At 42.3% G+C, this 20,110-nt stretch carries 15 protein-coding genes; 10 read left to right on the forward strand and 5 right to left on the reverse strand.

All coding sequences use genetic code 11. The annotated features are described in order from the left end of the window. Nucleotides 1-450: 450 nt before the first annotated feature. The 7 genes from JMY09_RS03020 (at nucleotide 451) to JMY09_RS03050 (ending at nucleotide 8,810) form a co-directional block, all read left to right on the forward strand. On the forward strand, nucleotides 451-1,077 hold the full coding sequence (locus tag JMY09_RS03020; protein ID WP_201622112.1) for a TetR/AcrR family transcriptional regulator: 627 nt from the start codon (nucleotides 451-453) through the stop codon (nucleotides 1,075-1,077). A gap of 283 nt (nucleotides 1,078-1,360) precedes the next feature. Continuing rightward, nucleotides 1,361-2,572 (forward strand): iron-containing alcohol dehydrogenase, encoded by a 1,212-nt coding sequence (locus JMY09_RS03025; protein ID WP_201622113.1) that lies wholly within the window; start codon nucleotides 1,361-1,363, stop codon nucleotides 2,570-2,572. Between the two features lie 138 nt (nucleotides 2,573-2,710). Next, a complete protein-coding gene (locus tag JMY09_RS03030) occupies nucleotides 2,711-3,769 on the forward strand; it encodes an NADP-dependent oxidoreductase (protein ID WP_201622114.1) in 1,059 nt (352 codons plus the stop codon). 143 nt (nucleotides 3,770-3,912) lie between these two features. Then, nucleotides 3,913-4,590: a type 1 glutamine amidotransferase domain-containing protein gene (locus tag JMY09_RS03035; RefSeq protein ID WP_201622115.1), complete on the forward strand. Its 678-nt coding sequence runs from the start codon at nucleotides 3,913-3,915 to the stop codon at nucleotides 4,588-4,590. Between the two features lie 32 nt (nucleotides 4,591-4,622). Next, entirely contained in the window at nucleotides 4,623-5,252 is a 630-nt protein-coding gene (locus JMY09_RS03040) for a glutathione S-transferase family protein (protein ID WP_201622116.1), read from the forward strand. Between the two features lie 413 nt (nucleotides 5,253-5,665). Further along, complete coding sequence (locus JMY09_RS03045; protein WP_201622117.1) at nucleotides 5,666-7,357, forward strand: MFS transporter; 1,692 nt, start codon at nucleotides 5,666-5,668, stop codon at nucleotides 7,355-7,357. Nucleotides 7,358-7,481: 124 nt separating this feature from the next. Then, nucleotides 7,482-8,810: an HlyD family secretion protein gene (locus tag JMY09_RS03050; RefSeq protein ID WP_227677127.1), complete on the forward strand. Its 1,329-nt coding sequence runs from the start codon at nucleotides 7,482-7,484 to the stop codon at nucleotides 8,808-8,810. 217 nt (nucleotides 8,811-9,027) lie between these two features. Here the strand turns inward: JMY09_RS03050 and pdxH are convergent, their stop codons facing one another. From pdxH to cysS, 4 genes are all read right to left on the reverse strand, one after another. Beyond that, entirely contained in the window at nucleotides 9,028-9,675 is a 648-nt protein-coding gene (gene pdxH, locus JMY09_RS03055) for a pyridoxamine 5'-phosphate oxidase (protein ID WP_201622173.1), read from the reverse strand. 99 nt (nucleotides 9,676-9,774) lie between these two features. Then, nucleotides 9,775-11,145 (reverse strand): phosphoglucosamine mutase, encoded by a 1,371-nt coding sequence (gene glmM, locus JMY09_RS03060; protein ID WP_201622118.1) that lies wholly within the window; start codon nucleotides 11,143-11,145, stop codon nucleotides 9,775-9,777. 276 nt (nucleotides 11,146-11,421) lie between these two features. Further along, nucleotides 11,422-12,894 (reverse strand): IMP dehydrogenase, encoded by a 1,473-nt coding sequence (gene guaB / locus JMY09_RS03065; protein ID WP_201622119.1) that lies wholly within the window; start codon nucleotides 12,892-12,894, stop codon nucleotides 11,422-11,424. Nucleotides 12,895-13,289: 395 nt separating this feature from the next. Next, complete coding sequence (gene cysS, locus JMY09_RS03070) at nucleotides 13,290-14,753, reverse strand: cysteine--tRNA ligase (RefSeq protein ID WP_227677128.1); 1,464 nt, start codon at nucleotides 14,751-14,753, stop codon at nucleotides 13,290-13,292. Nucleotides 14,754-14,996: 243 nt separating this feature from the next. Between cysS and JMY09_RS03075 the strand changes: the two genes are divergently transcribed. Further along, entirely contained in the window at nucleotides 14,997-15,623 is a 627-nt protein-coding gene (locus JMY09_RS03075; RefSeq protein WP_201622120.1) for a cob(I)yrinic acid a,c-diamide adenosyltransferase, read from the forward strand. Nucleotides 15,624-15,893: 270 nt separating this feature from the next. Here the strand turns inward: JMY09_RS03075 and JMY09_RS03080 are convergent, their stop codons facing one another. Next, nucleotides 15,894-16,871, reverse strand: a complete 978-nt coding sequence (locus JMY09_RS03080; RefSeq protein ID WP_201622121.1) for a hypothetical protein — start codon at nucleotides 16,869-16,871, stop codon at nucleotides 15,894-15,896. Nucleotides 16,872-17,341: 470 nt separating this feature from the next. Between JMY09_RS03080 and JMY09_RS03085 the strand changes: the two genes are divergently transcribed. Further along, complete coding sequence (locus JMY09_RS03085; protein WP_201622122.1) at nucleotides 17,342-18,217, forward strand: glycerophosphodiester phosphodiesterase; 876 nt, start codon at nucleotides 17,342-17,344, stop codon at nucleotides 18,215-18,217. Nucleotides 18,218-18,527: 310 nt separating this feature from the next. Then, complete coding sequence (locus tag JMY09_RS03090; protein ID WP_227677129.1) at nucleotides 18,528-19,982, forward strand: acyl-CoA desaturase; 1,455 nt, start codon at nucleotides 18,528-18,530, stop codon at nucleotides 19,980-19,982. Nucleotides 19,983-20,110: the final 128 nt, after the last annotated feature.

Raw genomic sequence — 20,110 nt, forward strand, 5'->3', positions numbered from 1 at the left:
CAGCAAGTATTAACAGTAAGTAGAGGCTATTTGCTTGAGTCATAAACGCTAATGCTTAAGGTGAGAATATCTAGTCCAAAACTCAAAACAAAATATGACGACGTTTACCATAGCACAGCGCTTACCATAACAAGATAACTAAATCTAACTTGCTAGACGACTGGTCTAATGCTACCATATACGCTATAAAAACAAGACAGCATTCATACTATTGTTTGTTGAATAAACGTAACTTGTTTACTAATAACACTCAAAGTTTAAAATTTTCAAATTTTCAAAGTTTCAAAGTTTCAAAGTTTCAAAGTTTCAAAGTTTCAAAGTTTCAAAGTTTCAAAGTTTCAAAGTTTCAAAGTCTCAAAGTGATTTCTTGTTGCAGACAACTACTGTTGCTTATAATTAAAACAATCACTATCTGCTTTAACTATACAAAATAAGGAGGACATAACCTTTATGTCTACTACTAGCTTATTACCAGACTCTTTTGCCTCAGATACTAGCCTGTCAAACACTAAAATGCATCTATTGACTACAGGCTACCAGTTGATATCCCAAAAAGGGTTTACAGCTGTCGGCATCAAGCAAATATTAGATACTGCTGGGGTACCTAAAGGCTCCTTCTATCATTACTTTGCCTCCAAAGAAGCCTTTGGTGAAGCCATAATTAGTTACTATTTCACTCGTTATAAGAGACGCCTAGAGATCATCGATGAGCAAGACAGCAGCGCTCAACAAAAACTCTATGACTACTTCCAAAACTGGTATGACACTCAGCAGAACGGCTGTGATCATGAGAAATGCTTAGTGGTGAAGCTCAGCGCCGAAGTTGCTGATATGTCAGAGCCAATGCGTAAAGTATTGCATCAAGGCTATCAGCAAACCATAAACTGGTTGGCCACCCAAATTAAAGCCGGTTGGCTAGATCACTCCGTGCCTCACCCTGCCAACCGCTCTGCTGAGAGTATAGCGAAGCGTTGGTACTTCGCTTGGTTGGGTGCTAGTTTGATCGCCAAAATCAGTCAGACTGATACACCATTAGCAGAAGTCTGGCAAATGGTTACCACTGAAATAGGGCGCTAGTAGCGCTTTATTTGCTTAGCTATTTACTCAACCCTTTCATAGTTAGTCCTGTTAGCATTCAATTAGATTTTCTTAACCTAGAGTATCGCTGATATACCCCTACTTAACACTGATTTTTGTTAGGCGTCTATAAGATAGTTTTGTAACTATTAATAAATGACTACTAGACGACCGGTCTAATTAATGTACAATGCGGGCAGATGCAAACAATATGCATAACCTCCATTGAGGATTACTACCCTCATTTCATACTTAACATACTCTTATACCCATTAGGAATCTTATGAATAATTTCCAATATTACAATCCAGTACGCATCGTCTTTGGCGAGAACCAAATCAAACAATTATCAGAATTAGTTCCGACTAATGCGCGCGTACTTATTACTTATGGTGGCGGTTCAGCGCAACGTACTGGCACCTTAGATGAAGTAAAAAACGCTCTATCTGCAAATGGTGAACGTCAAGTATTTGAGTTTGGCGGTATTGAAGCCAACCCAGAATTTACTACTTTGCTAAAAGCGGCTGATATGGTCAACGAGCATAATATTGACTTCTTATTAGCGGTCGGTGGTGGTTCAGTGATTGATGGCAGTAAATTTGTGGCGCTAGTGTCATCACTTACTGAAGAAGATGGCACAGTATCACGTGAACAAGCTTGGGATGCCCTTACTAGTTATTGTAGAAATCTTGACTCTGCTATCGACTTAGGAGCCGTGTTAACTATTCCAGCGACTGGCTCTGAGATGAATTCAGGCGGAGTGATTAACTATAGCGAACGCCAAGCAAAACTACCATTTGGTAACCCGCTTACCTTCCCTAAATTCTCTATTTTAGACCCTACTAAAACTTTCACTTTACCTGAACGTCAAGTGATGAACGGTGTTGCTGATGCGTTTGTGCATGTGATGGAGCAGTATCTGACCTATCCAGTCAATGCAAAAGTGCAAGATGGCTTTGCTGAGAGCTTGCTAAAAATTCTGATTGAAGAAGGCGCTGCGGTTAAAGCAGATCCAGAGAATCTGGAGACACGTAAAAACCTAATGTGGACCGCAACCATGGCGCTCAATGGCCTGATTGGTACTGGTGTACCACAGGATTGGACAACGCATATGATTGGTCATGAGTTGACCTCATTGCATGCAATCGACCATGCTCGTACTCTAACGATTGTCTTACCATCTGTCATGCGTGAATTGAAGGACAGCAAAAAAGATAAGTTGCTGCAATACGCACATAATGTCTGGAATATCAGTTCTGATGCCGCACAAGATGATGAGGCGACTATTGAGGCGGCTATCGTCCACACCGAAAACTTCTTCCGTGAGCTTGGACTACCAGTCAGCCTAGCGGACGCTGACTTAGATCAGTCGGCTATTGATCCTATCATCAAGCAGTTAGAAGTGCATAAAATGGTCAAGCTGGGTGAGCATGGTAACAATGACTTAGCAGTGTCACGCCGTATTCTAGAGCGGGCGTTAACTAGTCCTGCTTAACGCTAAAGCCTGAAACTATGCGTTTAAAAAGCACTAATAGGGGTTTAAAAAGCACTAAATAGTAGCTGCTCACTGGCCAGCCGCTACTAATATTAAATAAACATTACCAGCCATTATAAATAAAATAAGGAGCTTACCATGAGCTTTGATACTCCATTTGAACAACAAACCGTCAAAACAAACCGTCAAATCAAACTGGCTAGTCGCCCACATGGCGCACCGACTGCCGATAACTTTGAATTGGCTGTTGGTAGTATTCCTACCCCAAATGAGAGTCAGATGTTACTGCGCACTATATATTTATCGCTTGACCCTTATATGCGCGGACGTATGAGTGATGCTGCCAGCTATGCTGACCCGTTACAGATAGGAGATGTAATGCTGGGCGGAACTGTAGCGCAAGTAGTTGAGTCTAATTTGGCTAATTTTGCTGTTGGTGACTTAGTAGTATCGAATTCAGGCTGGCAGGACTATAGCGTCAGCGATGGCGAGGGCGTACTAAAACTTGATAAAGATATGGCTAACCCTTCGTACGGCTTAGGGGTGTTGGGTATGCCAGGCTTTACCGGCTATATGGGTCTGACCGATATTGGTAAGCCGCAAAAAGGCGAAACCTTAGTAGTAGCAGCAGCTACTGGTCCTGTTGGCGCAACCGTCGGTCAAGTCGGTAAGCAGTTAGGGTTACATACTGTAGGCGTGGCTGGCGGAGCAGAAAAATGTGCTTATGCCGTTAATGAGTTAGGCTTTGATATTTGTATTGATCATCACGCTGATGACTTTGCCGAGCAGCTAAAAGCCGCCTGTCCAAAAGGTATCGATATCTATTATGAAAATGTCGGCGGCAAAGTATTTGATGCGGTATTGCCCCTATTGAATGCTCATGCCCGTATTCCAGTATGTGGCTTAGTATCTCAATATAACGCCACTGATTTGCCAGATGGTAAAGATCGCTTAAGTGTCCTGATGGGTAATATTCTCAGTAAACGCTTAACGATCAAAGGCTTTATTATCTTTGAAGAATATGGCGACCATTTCCCAGAGTTTCTAAAAACTATGAGTGCTTGGGTCGAGTCTGGCACCGTAAAAACTAAAGAACATCAAGTCGAAGGTTTAGCTCAAACGCCGCAAGCGTTCTTTGACATGCTAGAGGGTAACAACTTTGGCAAAACAGTAATAAAAGTTGCTGAAGTTAACTAATTCTTAACATTATTCATCAGTAATTACAGTAAAAAACAGCTACGGTTAGTAGTCGGCTTTTAATTATTTATTATAAAAACTGATTACTAACTGTCAATAAGTAAAAAAATATAAATAAGTAAAACTAATAAATAGGGATAAATATGAATATTCTAATGGTACTGACTTCTCATGATCGTCTAGGTGATACTGGTAAAAAAACTGGCTTTTGGCTAGAAGAGTTTGCCGCCCCTTACTACGCTTTTCTTGACGCTGGAGTGACTATTACTCTTGCCTCTCCTGCTGGCGGTCAACCACCACTTGATCCTAGTAGTGATACGCCAGATACGCAAACCAAAGATACCACCCGTTTTAAAGACGACACTGATGCTCAACAGCATCTTGCCAATACTAAAAAACTGGCTGATATGAAAGCTGAAGATTTTGATTCTGTGTTTTATCCTGGTGGTCACGGTCCATTATGGGATTTAGCAGTTGATAAAGACTCTATCAATTTGATTGAGACTTTTGTTAAGCAAGACAAGCCGGTTGCTTTTGTTTGTCACTCGCCTGCCGCTTTGAAGAATGTCAAAATTGACGGTGAATATTTGGTCAAAGGTAAAACCGTTACTGGCTTTACTAACTCAGAAGAAGAGGCAGTTGGCCTTACTGATGTCGTGCCCTTCTTAGTAGAAGATGCGCTAAAAGCTAATGGTGGTAACTACCAAAAGGTCGCTGACTGGCAGTCTTATGTGGTTGAAGATGGTTTATTAATCACCGGACAGAATCCAGCATCATCAGAGGAAGCTGCCAAGCGCTTACTCGCAAGACTGCAACATTAATAAAAAGCATTACTGCAACCAAGGCTACTATCATGATCAGACTGCATCATCTTAACCAATCTCGCTCACTGCGTACTTTATGGCTGTTAGAAGAATTGGGCCAACCTTATGAGATTATTAGTCATCAGCGTAATGCGCAGACTAATTTAGCACCCGATAGTTTAAAAGCGGTGCATCCACTAGGTAAATCACCAGTCATCGAGATGGATGGTGAGTTATATTCAGAATCAGGTGCTATCACTCAGCTATTGATTGAACGCTTTGCACCAGAGCGTTTGCGCCCAGCCTCTACGAGCACTGACTATGGTCACTATTTACAATGGATTGATTTTGCTGAAAGCTCGCTAATGGTGCCTTTATTGCTTGAGCTCTTCACCAAAAAATCAGGGATAGTCGATAACGCTTTTCTAGATAGTTATATTAGTGAAGAAAAACATAGACTGCTGAATTACTTAAACACTATGGTTGAGGGTAAGTCTTTTATTGTCGGCAATAAGCTTAGTGGTGCTGATTTTATGTTGTCTTTTGATCTAATCATGCTCGCTAAGCGCAAGCAATTGGATAATTACTCCCATATCAAACAGTATGCCCTACAGCTTGCCAGTCTCGATAGCTATCAACGGGCAATGCGCCTAGAAGCTAATCACGATGAAACTCGATAGTAGAGTTTAAACCTGAACTGGCCACTGTAAGCAAGTGAACGCCTAACTAAAAATATGATAAAATAGCTCAAGCGACTCTTGGGCTATTTTTTGTATGGTAGTCGAAAGTTCGTTAAATATTAGACTTTGGCACTGATAGGCTTTCGTTAGCTATTGCTTTATAAGCGGATTTATAGCGTTCTTTTAAAATACCGTTTTTAAAATACCGTTTTTAAAATACCGTGTTTTTAAAGTGGCAGTAAAACGGTCTAATAGAATCATTGTAGGCGCATAGTTTAAGGAACTAGTGGCAGTACACCGTCCTGTCCTTATTCATTTAAATGGGTCTTAGCTTTACTTTGATAGTATTTTTGCTGGCTTTAAAGATCGGCTAAGTCCTTACCTCTTCTCTCTACATAGAATTCTGTACCCTCATGAGTAACGAATATCAATTTAAGCCGCATGAACAGCCGTTTATGGTGGGCTCGCCTGCTACCCCCGATCATCCTGTGCCTCGCAAGGTACTCTATCTGCTCATCGGTATTTTTATTGGTTTAACCGCCAGCTTTCAAAACGGTCTATTGGTAGCCAATCTAACTCAAATTCAAGGTGAAATGGGTCTGACCCCAGTCGAAGGTGGCTGGATATCGGTCGCTTATAATATGACTAATGCTTGTATTACCGTACTGCTATACAAGATACGTCAGCAGTTTGGTATGTCACTGTTTAGCAAAATTACTTTGTTCTTTTTATTAACCGCCACTAGCATGCAGTGGCTAGTGAGTAGTGGACTATTAACGACTACTACGGGCATCCAAATTGACTCTTATTATTTAGAAATCGTGGCGAGGGGCTTTAGTGGTGTGGTCGCTAGTGCTATGACTGTGCTATCGATATTTTATTGTCTGCAAGGAATGCCAGCAGCTAAGCGTATTAGTGGCTTAATTTTGGGCTTTGGCTTAGTACAGCTAGGTATTCCGTTATCACGTATTATCTCCCCTTACCTTGCTATCGATGGTCAGCTAGAGAATCTATTTCTATTTGAAGTAGGCTTAGCGCTGATCTGCTTTGGCTTAATGAATATTCTCGAGCTGCCAGCAGGTATTACCGAAAAAGTATTTGAAAAACTCGATATTTTGAGCTTTGCCTTTTTTGCTAGTGGTTTAGCCGCATTATGCGTATTCTTCGTACAAGGTAGGATTCAGTGGTGGAGCACGCCTTGGCTGAGTTATCCCCTTATCATCGCAGTGATTACTATTAGTATTGCGCTATGGATCGAAACGCATCGCAAAAATCCTATGCTGCAAGTACGTTGGATGCGTAGCCGCAACATTATTGCTTTTATGATTACTGGTGCAACCATGCGAATTTTGCTGTCTGAGCAGAGCGTAGGCGCAGCAGGATTATTAGCCAACTTAGGCTACGGCAACGATCAATTGATTACTTTTTATATAGTGGTACTGGCAGCCAGTGTACTAGCTTTAGCGATTAGTGTTTTTCGTACTAATGCGATGGAATTACGCCGACCAGTTATCTTTGCGGTAGCATTGATTGCTTTAGGCGCTTGGATAGACACCGGCGTATCAGTGAACTCAGCGCCTTATATGTTTTATGCCAGTCAGTTTATGATTGCCTTTGCCGCCATTTATTTTATGGGGCCGATGGTGTTTGAGGGTATGTTTCGTGCGCTGGCTAATGGCCCAGCCTACATCATTAGCTTTTCGGTGATCTTTGGTATCTCGCAAACTATTGGTGGCCTTGCTGGTGCCGCTGCTATTCAGGCTTTTACTACCATTCGCACTAAGGTCCATTACGCCGATATGGTTGGCGCTGTAAATTTAGGCGATCCTGCGCTAGCGGGACAAGTAGCAGGGATACGTGGTGGCTTATTGAGCCAAACTACGGATTCAGCACAAGCAAGCATTGCCGCAGTAGCACGAGTATTACAAGGCGTTCAGCAGCAAGCAACGGTCGCAGCTTATGATGATTTATTCTTTTTGATGGGCAGTATAGCGACTATTACTGTCATTATTCTATTGATTAATTACTTATATTATCGCTATCATAAAATTAATCCATTGGCTAAAGAGCTGGCTGCCATTGCTAAAATGCGTGAACCAAAATAACGCTAATCACTGTTGGTATACTTGGCCTTACTAGCTATCAATAGTGACTATTGGTTAATGTTTAATAGACCCTATTACTATAGAAGTTACTTTTTATGTTTATTCAAATTTTTAGGAGCGCGTCGTGAGCCCAGATAAAACCAATGGCACTGATAACAACGGCCAACAAGCTCAGATGCCAACTGACGCTACAGCGCCCAAAGCCCCCATACAGCCTAGTACTAGTCTCAGCAAAACGGTTATCGCACCTACGCAAGACGATAACCTAGCAGCAGAACCTAATGAGGTTTCGCCAGCTGCTGTTTCATCAACCACAGAGCCAGTGACCGCTGAAGCTGATCAGCCACCAATGCCACCTAAAGAGCCTATCCCTAGTGCTGAAGGTTGGTCGCCTAAAAAGAAGTCTTACCTTAATTTAGGCTTATTGATTGCGCTGATTATCATTGGGGTAGCACTGATACTCTATGCTTGGAAACTACCGCCTTTCACCCCGACTGTTCAGCAGACTAATAATGCCTTTGTCAAAGGTCAGACTACGGTCATTAGCTCGCAAGTATCAGGCTATGTTACTGAGGTCAATGTGGAAGACTTCGCCAATGTAAAAACTGGTGATCTGCTAATCAAGATAGACGATCGCACTTTTCAGCAGCAGCTAGAACAGGCGCAGGCCAATATTGAAGTAGCAGTCTCTAACCGCTCTAGCAACGAGCAAGATACTGGTACTAGTCAGGCGCAAATCGAGGCGCGCGAGGCTGACTTGTATAGTGCTAAGGTGAGTGTTGATAGCGCTCGAGAAGATGTCAATCGCTATCAAGGCTTGGATTCTATCGGTGCTGTGTCAAAGGCAGAAGTGGCTCATACTAGAGCGCAACTGGCTAAAGCTCAAGCCGCCGTCCAGCAAGCCCAAGCTAATCTACAAGCCGCCAAACAAGCCAGCAAGAAGACCAGTGGTAATCGCTCATCACTAGATGCCAATATTAAAAATGCTGAAGCGGCAGCTAAGCAAGCACAGATTAATTTAGATAATGCTATTATTAGCGCTCCTGAAGCTGGACAGCTCAGTCAAGTCAGTGTGCAAGTAGGACAGTTCGTTAATGCTGGTACTCAGCTGATGTATATTGTGCCAAAAGGCGTATGGATTATTGCCAACTTTAAAGAAACCCAAGTAGCTAATATGAAGATAGGTGAAGTGGCTACGGTCCACGTCGATGCTCTAGGCGGGGTGAAGTTCACAGGTCATGTTAGTAATATTTCACCGGCGACTGGCAGCGAGTTCAGTGCTGGCGCTGCTAACCCAGCTACAGGCAACTATATTAAAATAGCTCAGCGTATCCCAGTACGTATTGACTTAGATCAGGGCCAAGCAGGTCTAGCCCAGTTGCGTCCTGGTATGTCAGTCTCAGTAGATGTCGATACTAATGCTGGTAATGCTTCTAGTACTGATAACCGCTAAAAGCAGAAAAATATTGATTATAATTAGTAAAAATAAGTAATAAAAAGCCACTCGATAAACCTTATTAAAATAGGGCTTGAGAGTGGCTTTTTACTGCTAAAAACAAACCATTAAAAATACAGTATTCAAAGCAAATCATTAAAAATACAGTATTCAAAGCAAACCATTAAAAGCAAATTATTAAAAATACGCTATTGGCTAACTAGCGCTTAAATAGTTATGGCAATAGACGCTTAGTAGTCCAATCATTACTATCCGCATTATGACTATAGACAATACGGTCGTGTACCCGATTGGCGCGCCCTTGCCAAAACTCAATCTCATTAATAGTAATCTCGTAGCCACCCCAAAACGCTGGAGTTGGCACCTTTTCGCCTTGTGGATATTGATTTTGTAGCTGCTCGAACTTATCTTCCATTAGCGCACGGCTAGCGACTACGCCACTTTGTGGTTGACTGACCCACGCACCGACTTGGCTGTCATGTGGACGCTTTTGAAAGTATTCAGCTGACTTATCAGCATCAATCTTAGCGACGTGACCACTGATACGAATTTGACGTTCAAGCTCATGCCAAAAGAACAGTACTTCAGCGTTAGGGTTTTCAGCGATATCTTGCCCTTTAGCACTATCATAATTGGTATAAAACACCACGCCCTTGTCAGTAATCTCACGCATCAGTACAATACGCACGCTTGGCTTTTGGTCAGCGCCGCAAGTGGCTAAGCTCATCGCATAAGGTTCTTTTACTTGCTGGTCAGTGGCTTCGTTGACCCAGCTTTTTAACAGCTCAAATGGTGAAGCTGGCACTGACTGTTGATCGAGAGTACCTTTCTCGTATGACAAACGCTGATCGGTGAAATCCATACTCATAACTTATCCTTAGTCATTTATTGATATTATTACTAGGTATAGAATACCGCTAACTCATTATAGCTTATACCATACCGCTAGGATGGTCAGCTATTAATTTAGCACCGCTTTGATATGATCAGCTAAGCCGTTAGCCATAACATCGCACTCTATTTCATCGTCTGACTCAACCATGACTCGGATCATCGGCTCAGTACCTGACTGGCGAATAAGTAGACGGCCGCGCCCTTTTAGAGTCGCTGTTGCTTTATCAAAAGCGCTTACTAATTCTGCATGAGCAAAAGGGTCTTGCATTTTTGCCAGGCGTATATTGACTAGCTTTTGCGGCAATACTTCAAAACCTTCGGTAAGGGTACTCAAAGCCTTACCTTGCTCTTGCATCACAGCTAACACTTGCAAGCCGGCGATAATAGCATCACCAGTACGGCTCTTATCTAAGCATAATATATGTCCTGAGGGCTCGCCGCCTAGTATCCAGCCATTAGCGTCTAGCTCTTGCATCACATAGCGATCGCCAACTTTAGCACGAGTAAAGCCAATACCGAGCTTTTGTAAGGCTAGCTCTAGGCCCATGTTACTCATCAAGGTACCCACTACCCCAGCGGCTTGTTGCTTACCTTGCGTCGCTAATAGATACAAAATACCATCACCATCGATTAGGTTGCCCATTTCATCGACCATGACGATACGATCGCCATCACCGTCGAGGCCAATACCGACATCAGCATTATGTTCTATTACTGCTTGTTGCAAGCCTTCAGGATGGGTAGAACCACAATCAGCATTGATATTGAGACCATCTGGTTTGTTATTGATTGCTATTACTGTAGCGCCAAGCTCACGCAATACTCTAGGCGCCACGCTATACCCAGCTCCATTAGCGCAATCTATCACTATCGTCAAATGAGCCAAATCATATTGATAAGGGAAGCTGCCTTTACAGAATTCTATATAACGGCCTTTTGCATCATCGATACGATGGTTTTTACCTAAGTTTGCCGGATCTACTATGGGCATTAACTCGCTAGCATCTGCGCCATCTGCAGGGCTCATAATGGCCCTTAACTTGTCATTAATAGCGTTTTGCATCTCATCAGTTAGCTTTTTGCCATCTCCTGAAAACAGCTTAATACCGTTATCAAAATAAGGATTATGAGAGGCGGAGATAACTACCCCTGCATCAGCATTAAAACTACGAGTTAAATGAGCGATAGCTGGTGTAGGCAGAGGCCCTAGCATGTGTACATCGACCCCAGCAGCATTGAAACCTGCTTGCAATGCGCCTTCAATCACATAACCTGATAGTCGAGTATCTTTACCAATCACCACACTAGGTCTACGGCTACTGTTATTGTTTTCTATAAGCACTTGGCCGGTGACATAGCCTAGCTTCAAAATAAAATCAGGGGTGATAGGCAACTCACCGAACTTTCCACGAATACCATCAGTACCAAAGTAACTCATTGTCGTTATATCCTTTTGCTAACTCATAAAAGTGCTAAGACCTTGAGCATTAACATACTAAGACCTCTCTTATTAAACTATTTTTTAAATCTACTATCTTATTAATATTATTTGAAGCGCTATAGTAGAGACCTAAGTTTATGATTTTAAAAAAACCATCATAACCTAAACCGCCAAAAACAACCTCTGTTATTGCTAAGACTGACTTATTTTACAAAAAAACAGCCAACAATGTATAAGCATCGTTGACTGTCTGTATCTGGGTGCTAATAAGACCTAATTGACTCGATAGTTAGGCGCCTCTTTAGTGATTTGTACATCATGAACATGCGACTCTTTCATCCCAGCTGAAGTCACTTTGATGAACTGCGGCTTAGTGCGCATATCCTCAATAGTGGCACAACCGGTATAGCCCATCGAGGAGCGCAAGCCACCGACCAATTGATTGACGATACCTGCTACTGGACCTTTATAAGGCACACGACCTTCGATACCTTCAGGAACCAGTTTTTCAACTCCATCTTTAGCGTCTTGGAAGTAACGGTCTGATGAGCCGTTGTCGCCTGACATAGCTCCTAAACTACCCATACCACGATAAGCTTTGTAGTAACGGCCTTGGAATAGCTCAACTTCGCCTGGTGCTTCTTCAGTACCTGCCATTAATGAGCCGACCATAATACAAGAAGCGCCCGCAGCGATAGCTTTAGCCATATCGCCTGAATAACGAATACCGCCATCAGCAATTAGTGGGATACTGTCTTGTAACGCACTAGCCACATTATCGATAGCCGAGATTTGCGGAACACCAATACCAGCGATAATACGAGTAGTACAAATTGAACCAGGACCGATACCTACTTTTACCGCATCAGCACCAGCATCACGTAACGCCTTAGCAGCATCGCCTGTAGCAATATTGCCACCGATGATTTGAATATGTGGGAAGTTCTTTTTGATCCAAGCAACTTTATCGATCACCCCTCTTGAATGACCATGTGCAGTGTCAACTATGATGACATCGACGTCAGCGCCAACCAAAGCTTCAACGCGCGCTTGAGTATCTGCGCCCGTACCAACTGCTGCGCCAACACGCAAACGACCTTGATCATCTTTACAAGCGTTAGGATTATTCTCGGCTTTGGCAAAGTCGTTGACGGTGATTAAACCGCGCAAACGGAAGTCATCATCGATGACAATAACTTTTTCGATGCGATGCTCATGAAGCAGCTTTTTGATATTTTCGTTGCTTTCACCTTCATGTACGGTGACTAACTGCTCTTTTGGCGTCATGATATGACTGACTGGCAATGACAGATTAGTCTCAAAACGCCAATCACGATGGGTGACGATACCTACTACTTTATCAGTACCTTTTTCAACTACTGGCACCCCAGAGATATTGTTGTCTTGCGTTAACTTTAGCAGCTCACCGATAGACATTTCCGGATAGACAGTAATAGGATCTACTACCGTACCGGCTTCGAATTTTTTGACTCGGCGAACTTGGGTTGCCTGCTGAATGATATCCATGTTTTTATGTAGAATACCCATACCGCCTAACTGCGCCATAGTAATGGCCATTTCAGACTCTGTCACTGTATCCATAGCCGCAGAAATTAGCGGTAAGTTCAAGGTGATACTTTTGGTCAGTCGCGTGGTTAAGTTGGCTGTTTTTGGGAGAACTTCAGAATAGGCTGGTAACAATAACACGTCATCAAAAGTGAAGGCTTCATCGACAATACGTAACATACATACCCCTAATAGTGGTTATTTTGATGGGAGGGAGCTTGAGATCAAGATAATAAATTAGAGCGGGTTGAAACCACTGATAATTAGTAACGACTAAATACAGACAGTTACTATTGGTTTTTGCTTAGCCTGATTAGACCTTATGCAAACGATGCTTAACTACTCATAAGACCAGGCCGAAGCAAAGGTAAAACAGTGCTCAATTAATCTATCGTCAGTAGCGATAAGCAATAAAGCAGCTAATGGCTCACAATGACTTAATTATCCCGCTAAAATAACGCCATATTATAGCAAATATGACGCTTGCTCGCATGTTATATTTTCGCTTGTGCTCAGAGTCTCTAGCTTGCTGGGTTAAATGATTAACTATAAAGCCAACTATTACCCCAAGCTCATTATGCACGTCGCCACGTAGTCCCGCTACGGCTGTCTTCTAACTCAATACCAGCGTCTTTTAGCTGCACCCGAATCTCATCAGCACGCGCAAAATCTTTATTGCTTTTGGCATTGGCCCGTTCAATGATCAAATCATCGATAACGCCATCAGTGAGACTATCGTCGGCCTTATCACCAATGACGGCTTGCAAGAACTGCTGTACTGGTTGCTGTAATATGTTTAGCACTTGCGCTAAAGCTTTAAGCTGCTGCGCGCCCTGCCAAGCAGTATCGACATCCTCAGCTTTGATAGCTTTATTAATATCACGTGCCAACCCGAACAGTATGCTAGTAGCCGCCGAGCTATTAAAATCATCATTCATCGCTGCTATAAAGTCTCGTCCAGCGGTACTAGCATAAGCGCTATTGATAATAGCGTCATCGAGCACTAAGATCTCATTGCGCAGCTGCTCGGCACTTTTTAAGGCCTGATATAATCTACTTAAGCTATTATGGGCTTCATCTAAAGCCACATCTGAAAAGTTCACTTGGCTACGATAATGGCTCGACAATAAGAAAAATCTTACTGTTTCAGGTAAATATCTAGCCATGACCTCACGAATGGTAAAGAAATTGCCTAGCGACTTGGACATCTTTTCGCCATCAACGTTAATAAAGCCGACGTGCATCCAGTTGCGTGCATACTCACAACCAGTGCTGGCCTCTGACTGCGCAATCTCATTCTCATGATGCGGGAACTGTAAGTCATGACCACCGCCATGAATATCAAAAGTATTACCTAAGCATTTGATCGACATCGCTGAACACTCAATATGCCAGCCTGGACGTCCTTGGCCCCAAGGGGATGCCCACTGCGGCTCGTTCGGTTTTGCCGCTTTCCATAACACAAAGTCAAATGGGTTGCGTTTAACGGTTTCAACTTCTACTCGTGAGCCAGCTTGCATCTCATCGAGATTGCGTTTGGAGAGTTTGCCATAATCGGCAAAGCTATCGACCGCATAATAAACATCACCATTATCTGCCGCATAAGCATAGTTGCCATTAATCAAAATCTCGATCATCTGCTGCATATCATTGATATGGTCAGTCGCACGAGGCTCAGCATCCGGCGCTAGGCAACCAAGAGCATCAGCATCCTCATGCATCGCTTCGATAAAGCGTTGAGTCAAGGCTGCAATATCTTCTTTATTCTCCAGCGCACGGGCGATAATCTTGTCGTCTATATCAGTAATATTACGTACATAGTTGACCTTATAACCCAATTGCGCCAGCCAGCGTACCACCATGTCGAAGGCGACAATCACTCGGGCATGGCCAATGTGACAATAATCATAAACCGTCATTCCACACACATACATGCCCACTTTACCGGCGTTAAGCGCCGTGAAGGTCTGCTTTGCTCCTGTCATCGAATCATAAATAGACAGCTGCGACATGGCATCGGCAAGAGGTGTGGTGATCATAAAATAGCCTTGTAAGTGAAAGTATTAACAATAATATTAATGATAATAAAAAGTAAAGTAGCAGCAGTTTACTATAATCTCGTTAACTAGACGCTATTTGCGTGAACTTGAGCGCCTTAAAGCTGCTACCCTACTTTAATAGCAATCTATCTTAGCGAAAATAGCATTAAAATACTACAATGGTAATGACAGTCCTAAACATCGACTGATAAATAGCTAATTATAAACAAATAAGGAATAATAATGAGCAATCGCTTAAGCAAAATTTATACTCGTACCGGAGATGATGGTACTACTGGCATGGCAGATGGTAGCCGTGTAAGCAAGGCTGATGACTTATTTAGTGTAATGGGTGATATCGATGAGCTTAACTCCCATATCGGCTTAGTGCGCGCTCACTTTAGCAATGCTATCGCCAATAGCTGTTTACCTGAGCGTTTACAACAGCAAGCTGCTACTGATTTTAATCAAGCATTAGTCGTTATCCAGCATTTATTATTCAATATCGGTGGTGAGCTGGCAATGCCTGAGTATGAAGGTATTAATGCCACTCACATCGACTGGCTAGAGCAGCAAATCGATGCCATGAACGAGCATTTACCGCCGCTAAAAGATTTTATCTTACCCACAGGCTCACTGTTAGTCAGCCAGCTACATGTCGCTCGTACGGTTTGTCGCCGCGCTGAACGCCAAGCGGTGGTGTTACAACAGCAGAGTCCACAAGCCATTCGTAGTACAGCGGTAAGTTTAGTCAACCGCTTATCGGACTGGTTGTTTGTAGCAGCAAGATTCTGTACTGATCCTAAACAAGTCTCTGAAGTATTGTGGGATAACCAAGTATTACAGAACTTGCCTAACCCACAAAATTAATTTAAAGCTAGTAGCACTGCTGGCTTCAATAACTATATAAGTATTGCCTCAGTAATGCATCACTACTGCCTCAGTAATGCATAAGTATAAACCATAAAAAATGCTCGCAGCCGTTATAGGGGTTGCGAGCATTTTTTATGGTTTAGGATAACTATTAACTTAACGCTTAGTTGATACTATCAGCATAAGCGCTAAACCATTAATAGCAATCATCAAAACCTATTACTAAAATCATCAATCGATAGTGGTTAATCAGCTATTGATAGCTTATTAATAAACAGCACTTCCATCTTCAATGATTACCATATCGATACTGTCATCTTTAGGTGCAGTAGCTGGAGCCTTAGTACTACTGCTAGTGCTAGGAGTCGCTGCTGGGCTACTAGTTTGTGGTTTGCTTGGCGTACTGCTCTGTCCACTGTCTTGATTAATCTTCGGCGGCGTTACTGGCTGAACCGGACGCACAGGCTGTACTGGACGCGTAGCTTCAAGCGGTCTTACTACTTGCGGCTTCGGACGCTCAACACGATTGTTGTTTCTTTGCGCGGCGCCTTCACTACGACGTTCGGCCTGCTGTTGTTGACGCTGAGCTCTTTGATTGTCGATAACTGACTTCACTGTAGAACCTGCCATGACTTCAGACACTATAGTGACTAGCGTAGACTCTCCAGCGATACGAGCTTGGATTTGTCCATCTTTAGCAGCTACTACATAAGTAAAGGCATCATCGACCAACATATTATTATTGATACGAATATTGGCTTGAGCCAAACGAGTTTGTAAGCTTGGTTGGTTATTAGCAGCTTGTAATTGGCTGGCTTGATACAGGTCTTCGCTAGACAAAGTCATACTGACACTAGCTTGACAAGTAGTCATACCGTTGGCATTGGCTTCTTGCAGTACTGCTGCATTTTGCACATCGATCAAAATACCATTAACTTTACTAGTAACTGAACTAGGGTCAACACTGACTTCTACCGCATTAGCATAGCTACTAGATAAGCTCTGAGCTTGCTGATTTAAAGTGTTTTTTAATGCACTTCTCAGGCGATCTTGTACCAGCGGATTATCACAGGCGATTACAGGAGCTACTGCACCATCATTGACTACTACTGCTTCCTCAGTATTATCAAGCTCTTCTTGATCTACTTTTTCTGAGCGATTGCACCCAGCGACGGCCAAACTGCATAATAAACCAATACCGGCAACTTGTGACCATTTGATTATGCTATTACTCGCTGTACTCATACTTGTCTTGCTCCTGATTTTACCATTTGCGCTACTATCGTCAGTGCTTGGTTTCATAGTTGTTGACTAGCTTTATAGTCGTAGATTGATTCATTAGTCATTAGACTAAGTACTGATCTAAGCTTACTAAAAGTTTTGCACTTATCAAAGCTGCAATGATAGGGCTTAAAATCACGCTATTATACGGTGTTTGACACAGATGTTCATTACCCCAGCTTAAAGATATAGAAATAAATACAGTCAATAGTCACAAAACAGACTAATAGTTGCAAAAACATAACAAACTATTGATTAGATTGCCATAATAATTTCATTTATAAACGCTAAACTTTATATATGGTTTGAATAAACTCAGTCGCCTTCTATTTTTAGCAGAGCAATAAAGCCGATATCAAGCGTTAACCGTTAGTGGTTTATCCTTAATATCTGAGTGTTATACCCCCTACTCCTTAACCCTTGACTATACCCTTATGATAGAGCTTGCCAATACCCAACTTCTAGGTCATCGTGGTGCACGCTATGAAGCACTAGAGAACAGCTTTTCCGGCTTTGAACATGCTAATCAGTTAAAGCGGCATGGCTTAGCAGGTATTGAGTTCGATGTGCAGTTGACCGCTGATGGACATTTAGTGGTCTTCCATGATGATACTCTACAGCGCCTGTGCGGACTACAATCTCGTATTGACCAAATGAGCTTAGTGGAGATTCAACGTCACTTACAACTAGGTCATCAAATCATTACTTTAGACCAGCTAGCACAGGCCTTAGCCGTAGCATCGCCAGCAAAAAAAATGCATACCTTAAAACCCTCGCTGGTAGAGCCACAAAAAAAGCGGCTTAATAATTCATTGGCGTTAGCCGAACCTAGGGCTACTAAGACCAGCTCTAATACTTTATTGAAAACCGTGCAACCGCCAACTCAGTTCACTCATATTGAGTTGGAAATAAAAACTCATAGCCGAACCAATCATCCAAAATTGGTGCATGCCTTATGCCGCTATTTAATTGACAGTCCTTTAGCTCGCCTACCCATTGTGCTCACTAGCTTCGATGTAGAACTGTTAGCTCAGCTACAACGCAATAAACTATTAGCACCTATGGCACGTGGCCTACTAGTACGTGACGCCAAGCTGTTGAACCGTGCACCCCACACCGCTTTACAACTTGGCTGTAGCAGCTTAGGTATTCACTATTTACTACTCAACAAACAAGTGATCGATTACTGTCACCGTTATGATTTGCGGGTAAGCGCTTGGACCGTCAACGATATTGCATTTGCTAAACAGTTGGTTCATTGGCAAGTCGATACCATTATCACTGATATCCCCAGTCAACTATTAATATAGAATGCTGCTACTGGCTAACGACTTGATTGGCATGGCTTATTTAGCGAATAAATAGCCGCTAACTTTTCTTAAACGATTAACTCCTGCCTATAACGACTTAATAATTATCAGCGTTAATTGGTTAACATATTTGCATAATCAATTACATATTCGCCTAATTGCTGAGAGCTAATAAGATACTGGTTATATATATTGCCTTATTCATACAAGCTATTGTTATTTAGCAATATTTTTCTAGTGTATAGGTGTTCACTTTCTATCAGTTTTAGAGTAATATAGAGGCTGAAACTAATACCGTAAGGGATATTATATGATTGCAAAAACAGCAATGGGCTTACCGCTCAAAGGCTTACGTTTGGCTATCAAATCTAGCGACATACTTATTCAGACCGCTGGTACTCAGGCATTACGCCTAAAGACTTGGTATGAAGAAGGCAAAGCCAATGAAGCTGCTAGCGAGCAGCCTACCGCAACTAGTAACGTTAATGAGCTGTCTCCCGCTAATGATGACACTAGTATTAATACTAAAACTAGCGCCAGCACTAGTGATAACAATAAGACTCTCTCTACTGAGAAGCCTATTGATATTCGTGAGCTTGAATTTAAAAAAGCACCGATTAACTGGATTCCAGCCACTATTTTGATAACCACACCAATTGCTGCTGCAGTTATTACTCCGTGGTATCTATTTACCCATCAAGTTAGTGCGCCTGTTTGGGGTGTATTTGGTGCGTTTATGGTATGGACGGGTATCAGCATTACTGCAGGCTATCACCGTCTGCTTGCTCACCGTGCCTACAAAGCTCATCCTATTGTAAAAAACTTTTTGTTGTTAGGCTCAACCCTAGCAGTGCAAGGTTCAGCATTTGATTGGGTATCTGGTCACCGTAGTCATCATCGTCATGTTGATGATCGCATGGATGATCCGTATTCAGCGAAGCGCGGATTTTTCTTCAGTCATATTGGTTGGATGTTAAAGAACTATCCTAGTGGTAAGTTTGATTACAAAAACATTCCAGACTTGACTAAAGATAGAACTTTGCAGATTCAACATAAGTACTATGGTCTTTGGGTACTAGCGGCTAACGTCGGTTTAGTAGCAGCGATTGGCTGGTTGATAGGTGATGTATGGGGAACTTTAGTACTAGCGGGCTTGTTACGCTTAGTATTGACTCACCATTTCACTTTCTTTATTAACTCGTTATGTCATATGTTTGGCTCACGTCCTTATACTGATACTAACACTGCCCGTGATAACTTCTTTTTGGCTCTGTTTACTTGGGGCGAAGGCTATCACAACTATCATCATTTCTTCCAATACGACTATCGTAATGGAGTCAAATGGTGGCAGTATGATCCAACTAAATGGTTGATTGCTGGATTATCAAAAGTTGGTTTGACTACTGAGTTACGTACTATTGATGATACGACTATCAAGCATGCTGAAGTACAAATGCAGTTCAAAAAAGCACAGCAACAGATCGATACAGTCAATGCTGGTGGTCTAGATATTCCTCATGCTATGAAGACTTTTCAGGATCGTATCAAGTTTGAATTTGAGGCCTTTACTCAGACCGTTGAAGAATGGCAAGCGCTAAAAGCAAAAGCTATTGAGATGAAAAAGACTGAGTTTGCTGATCGCTTACATGAAGTTGATGATAAGCTTAAGCATGAGTATGCCAATATCGAACAGAAGATCCATGAGCATAATGACAACTTAAAGGTGGCTTTCCGCTCTATTGGTCATAACAGCAAAGCCGCTTAGTTCTAATATAAGTTAAACTTTATATATTTTAAAAACCTCCTATCTTCAAGAGCTAGGGGGTTTTTTATTGCCTATTTTTTATAGTTAGTGTTGTTAACAAGCACTGTTATTAATAAGTAATGTTTTCA

This window comes from Psychrobacter urativorans (assembly GCF_904846695.1).
GTDB lineage: Bacteria > Pseudomonadota > Gammaproteobacteria > Pseudomonadales > Moraxellaceae > Psychrobacter > Psychrobacter urativorans.

What these genes read in the sequence shown, in the direction of transcription:
- JMY09_RS03020 (WP_201622112.1), top strand. Translation starts at nt 451, where the DNA reads ATGTCTACTACTAGCTTATTACCAGACTCTTTTGCCTCAGATACTAGC.
- JMY09_RS03025 (WP_201622113.1), top strand. Translation starts at nt 1,361, where the DNA reads ATGAATAATTTCCAATATTACAATCCAGTACGCATCGTCTTTGGCGAG.
- JMY09_RS03030 (WP_201622114.1), top strand. Translation starts at nt 2,711, where the DNA reads ATGAGCTTTGATACTCCATTTGAACAACAAACCGTCAAAACAAACCGT.
- JMY09_RS03035 (WP_201622115.1), top strand. Translation starts at nt 3,913, where the DNA reads ATGAATATTCTAATGGTACTGACTTCTCATGATCGTCTAGGTGATACT.
- JMY09_RS03040 (WP_201622116.1), top strand. Translation starts at nt 4,623, where the DNA reads ATGATCAGACTGCATCATCTTAACCAATCTCGCTCACTGCGTACTTTA.
- JMY09_RS03045 (WP_201622117.1), top strand. Translation starts at nt 5,666, where the DNA reads ATGAGTAACGAATATCAATTTAAGCCGCATGAACAGCCGTTTATGGTG.
- pdxH (WP_201622173.1), bottom strand. Translation starts at nt 9,675, where the DNA reads ATGGATTTCACCGATCAGCGTTTGTCATACGAGAAAGGTACTCTCGAT.
- glmM (WP_201622118.1), bottom strand. Translation starts at nt 11,145, where the DNA reads ATGAGTTACTTTGGTACTGATGGTATTCGTGGAAAGTTCGGTGAGTTG.
- guaB (WP_201622119.1), bottom strand. Translation starts at nt 12,894, where the DNA reads ATGTTACGTATTGTCGATGAAGCCTTCACTTTTGATGACGTGTTATTG.
- cysS (WP_227677128.1), bottom strand. Translation starts at nt 14,753, where the DNA reads ATGATCACCACACCTCTTGCCGATGCCATGTCGCAGCTGTCTATTTAT.
- JMY09_RS03075 (WP_201622120.1), top strand. Translation starts at nt 14,997, where the DNA reads ATGAGCAATCGCTTAAGCAAAATTTATACTCGTACCGGAGATGATGGT.
- JMY09_RS03080 (WP_201622121.1), bottom strand. Translation starts at nt 16,871, where the DNA reads ATGAGTACAGCGAGTAATAGCATAATCAAATGGTCACAAGTTGCCGGT.
- JMY09_RS03085 (WP_201622122.1), top strand. Translation starts at nt 17,342, where the DNA reads ATGATAGAGCTTGCCAATACCCAACTTCTAGGTCATCGTGGTGCACGC.
- JMY09_RS03090 (WP_227677129.1), top strand. Translation starts at nt 18,528, where the DNA reads ATGATTGCAAAAACAGCAATGGGCTTACCGCTCAAAGGCTTACGTTTG.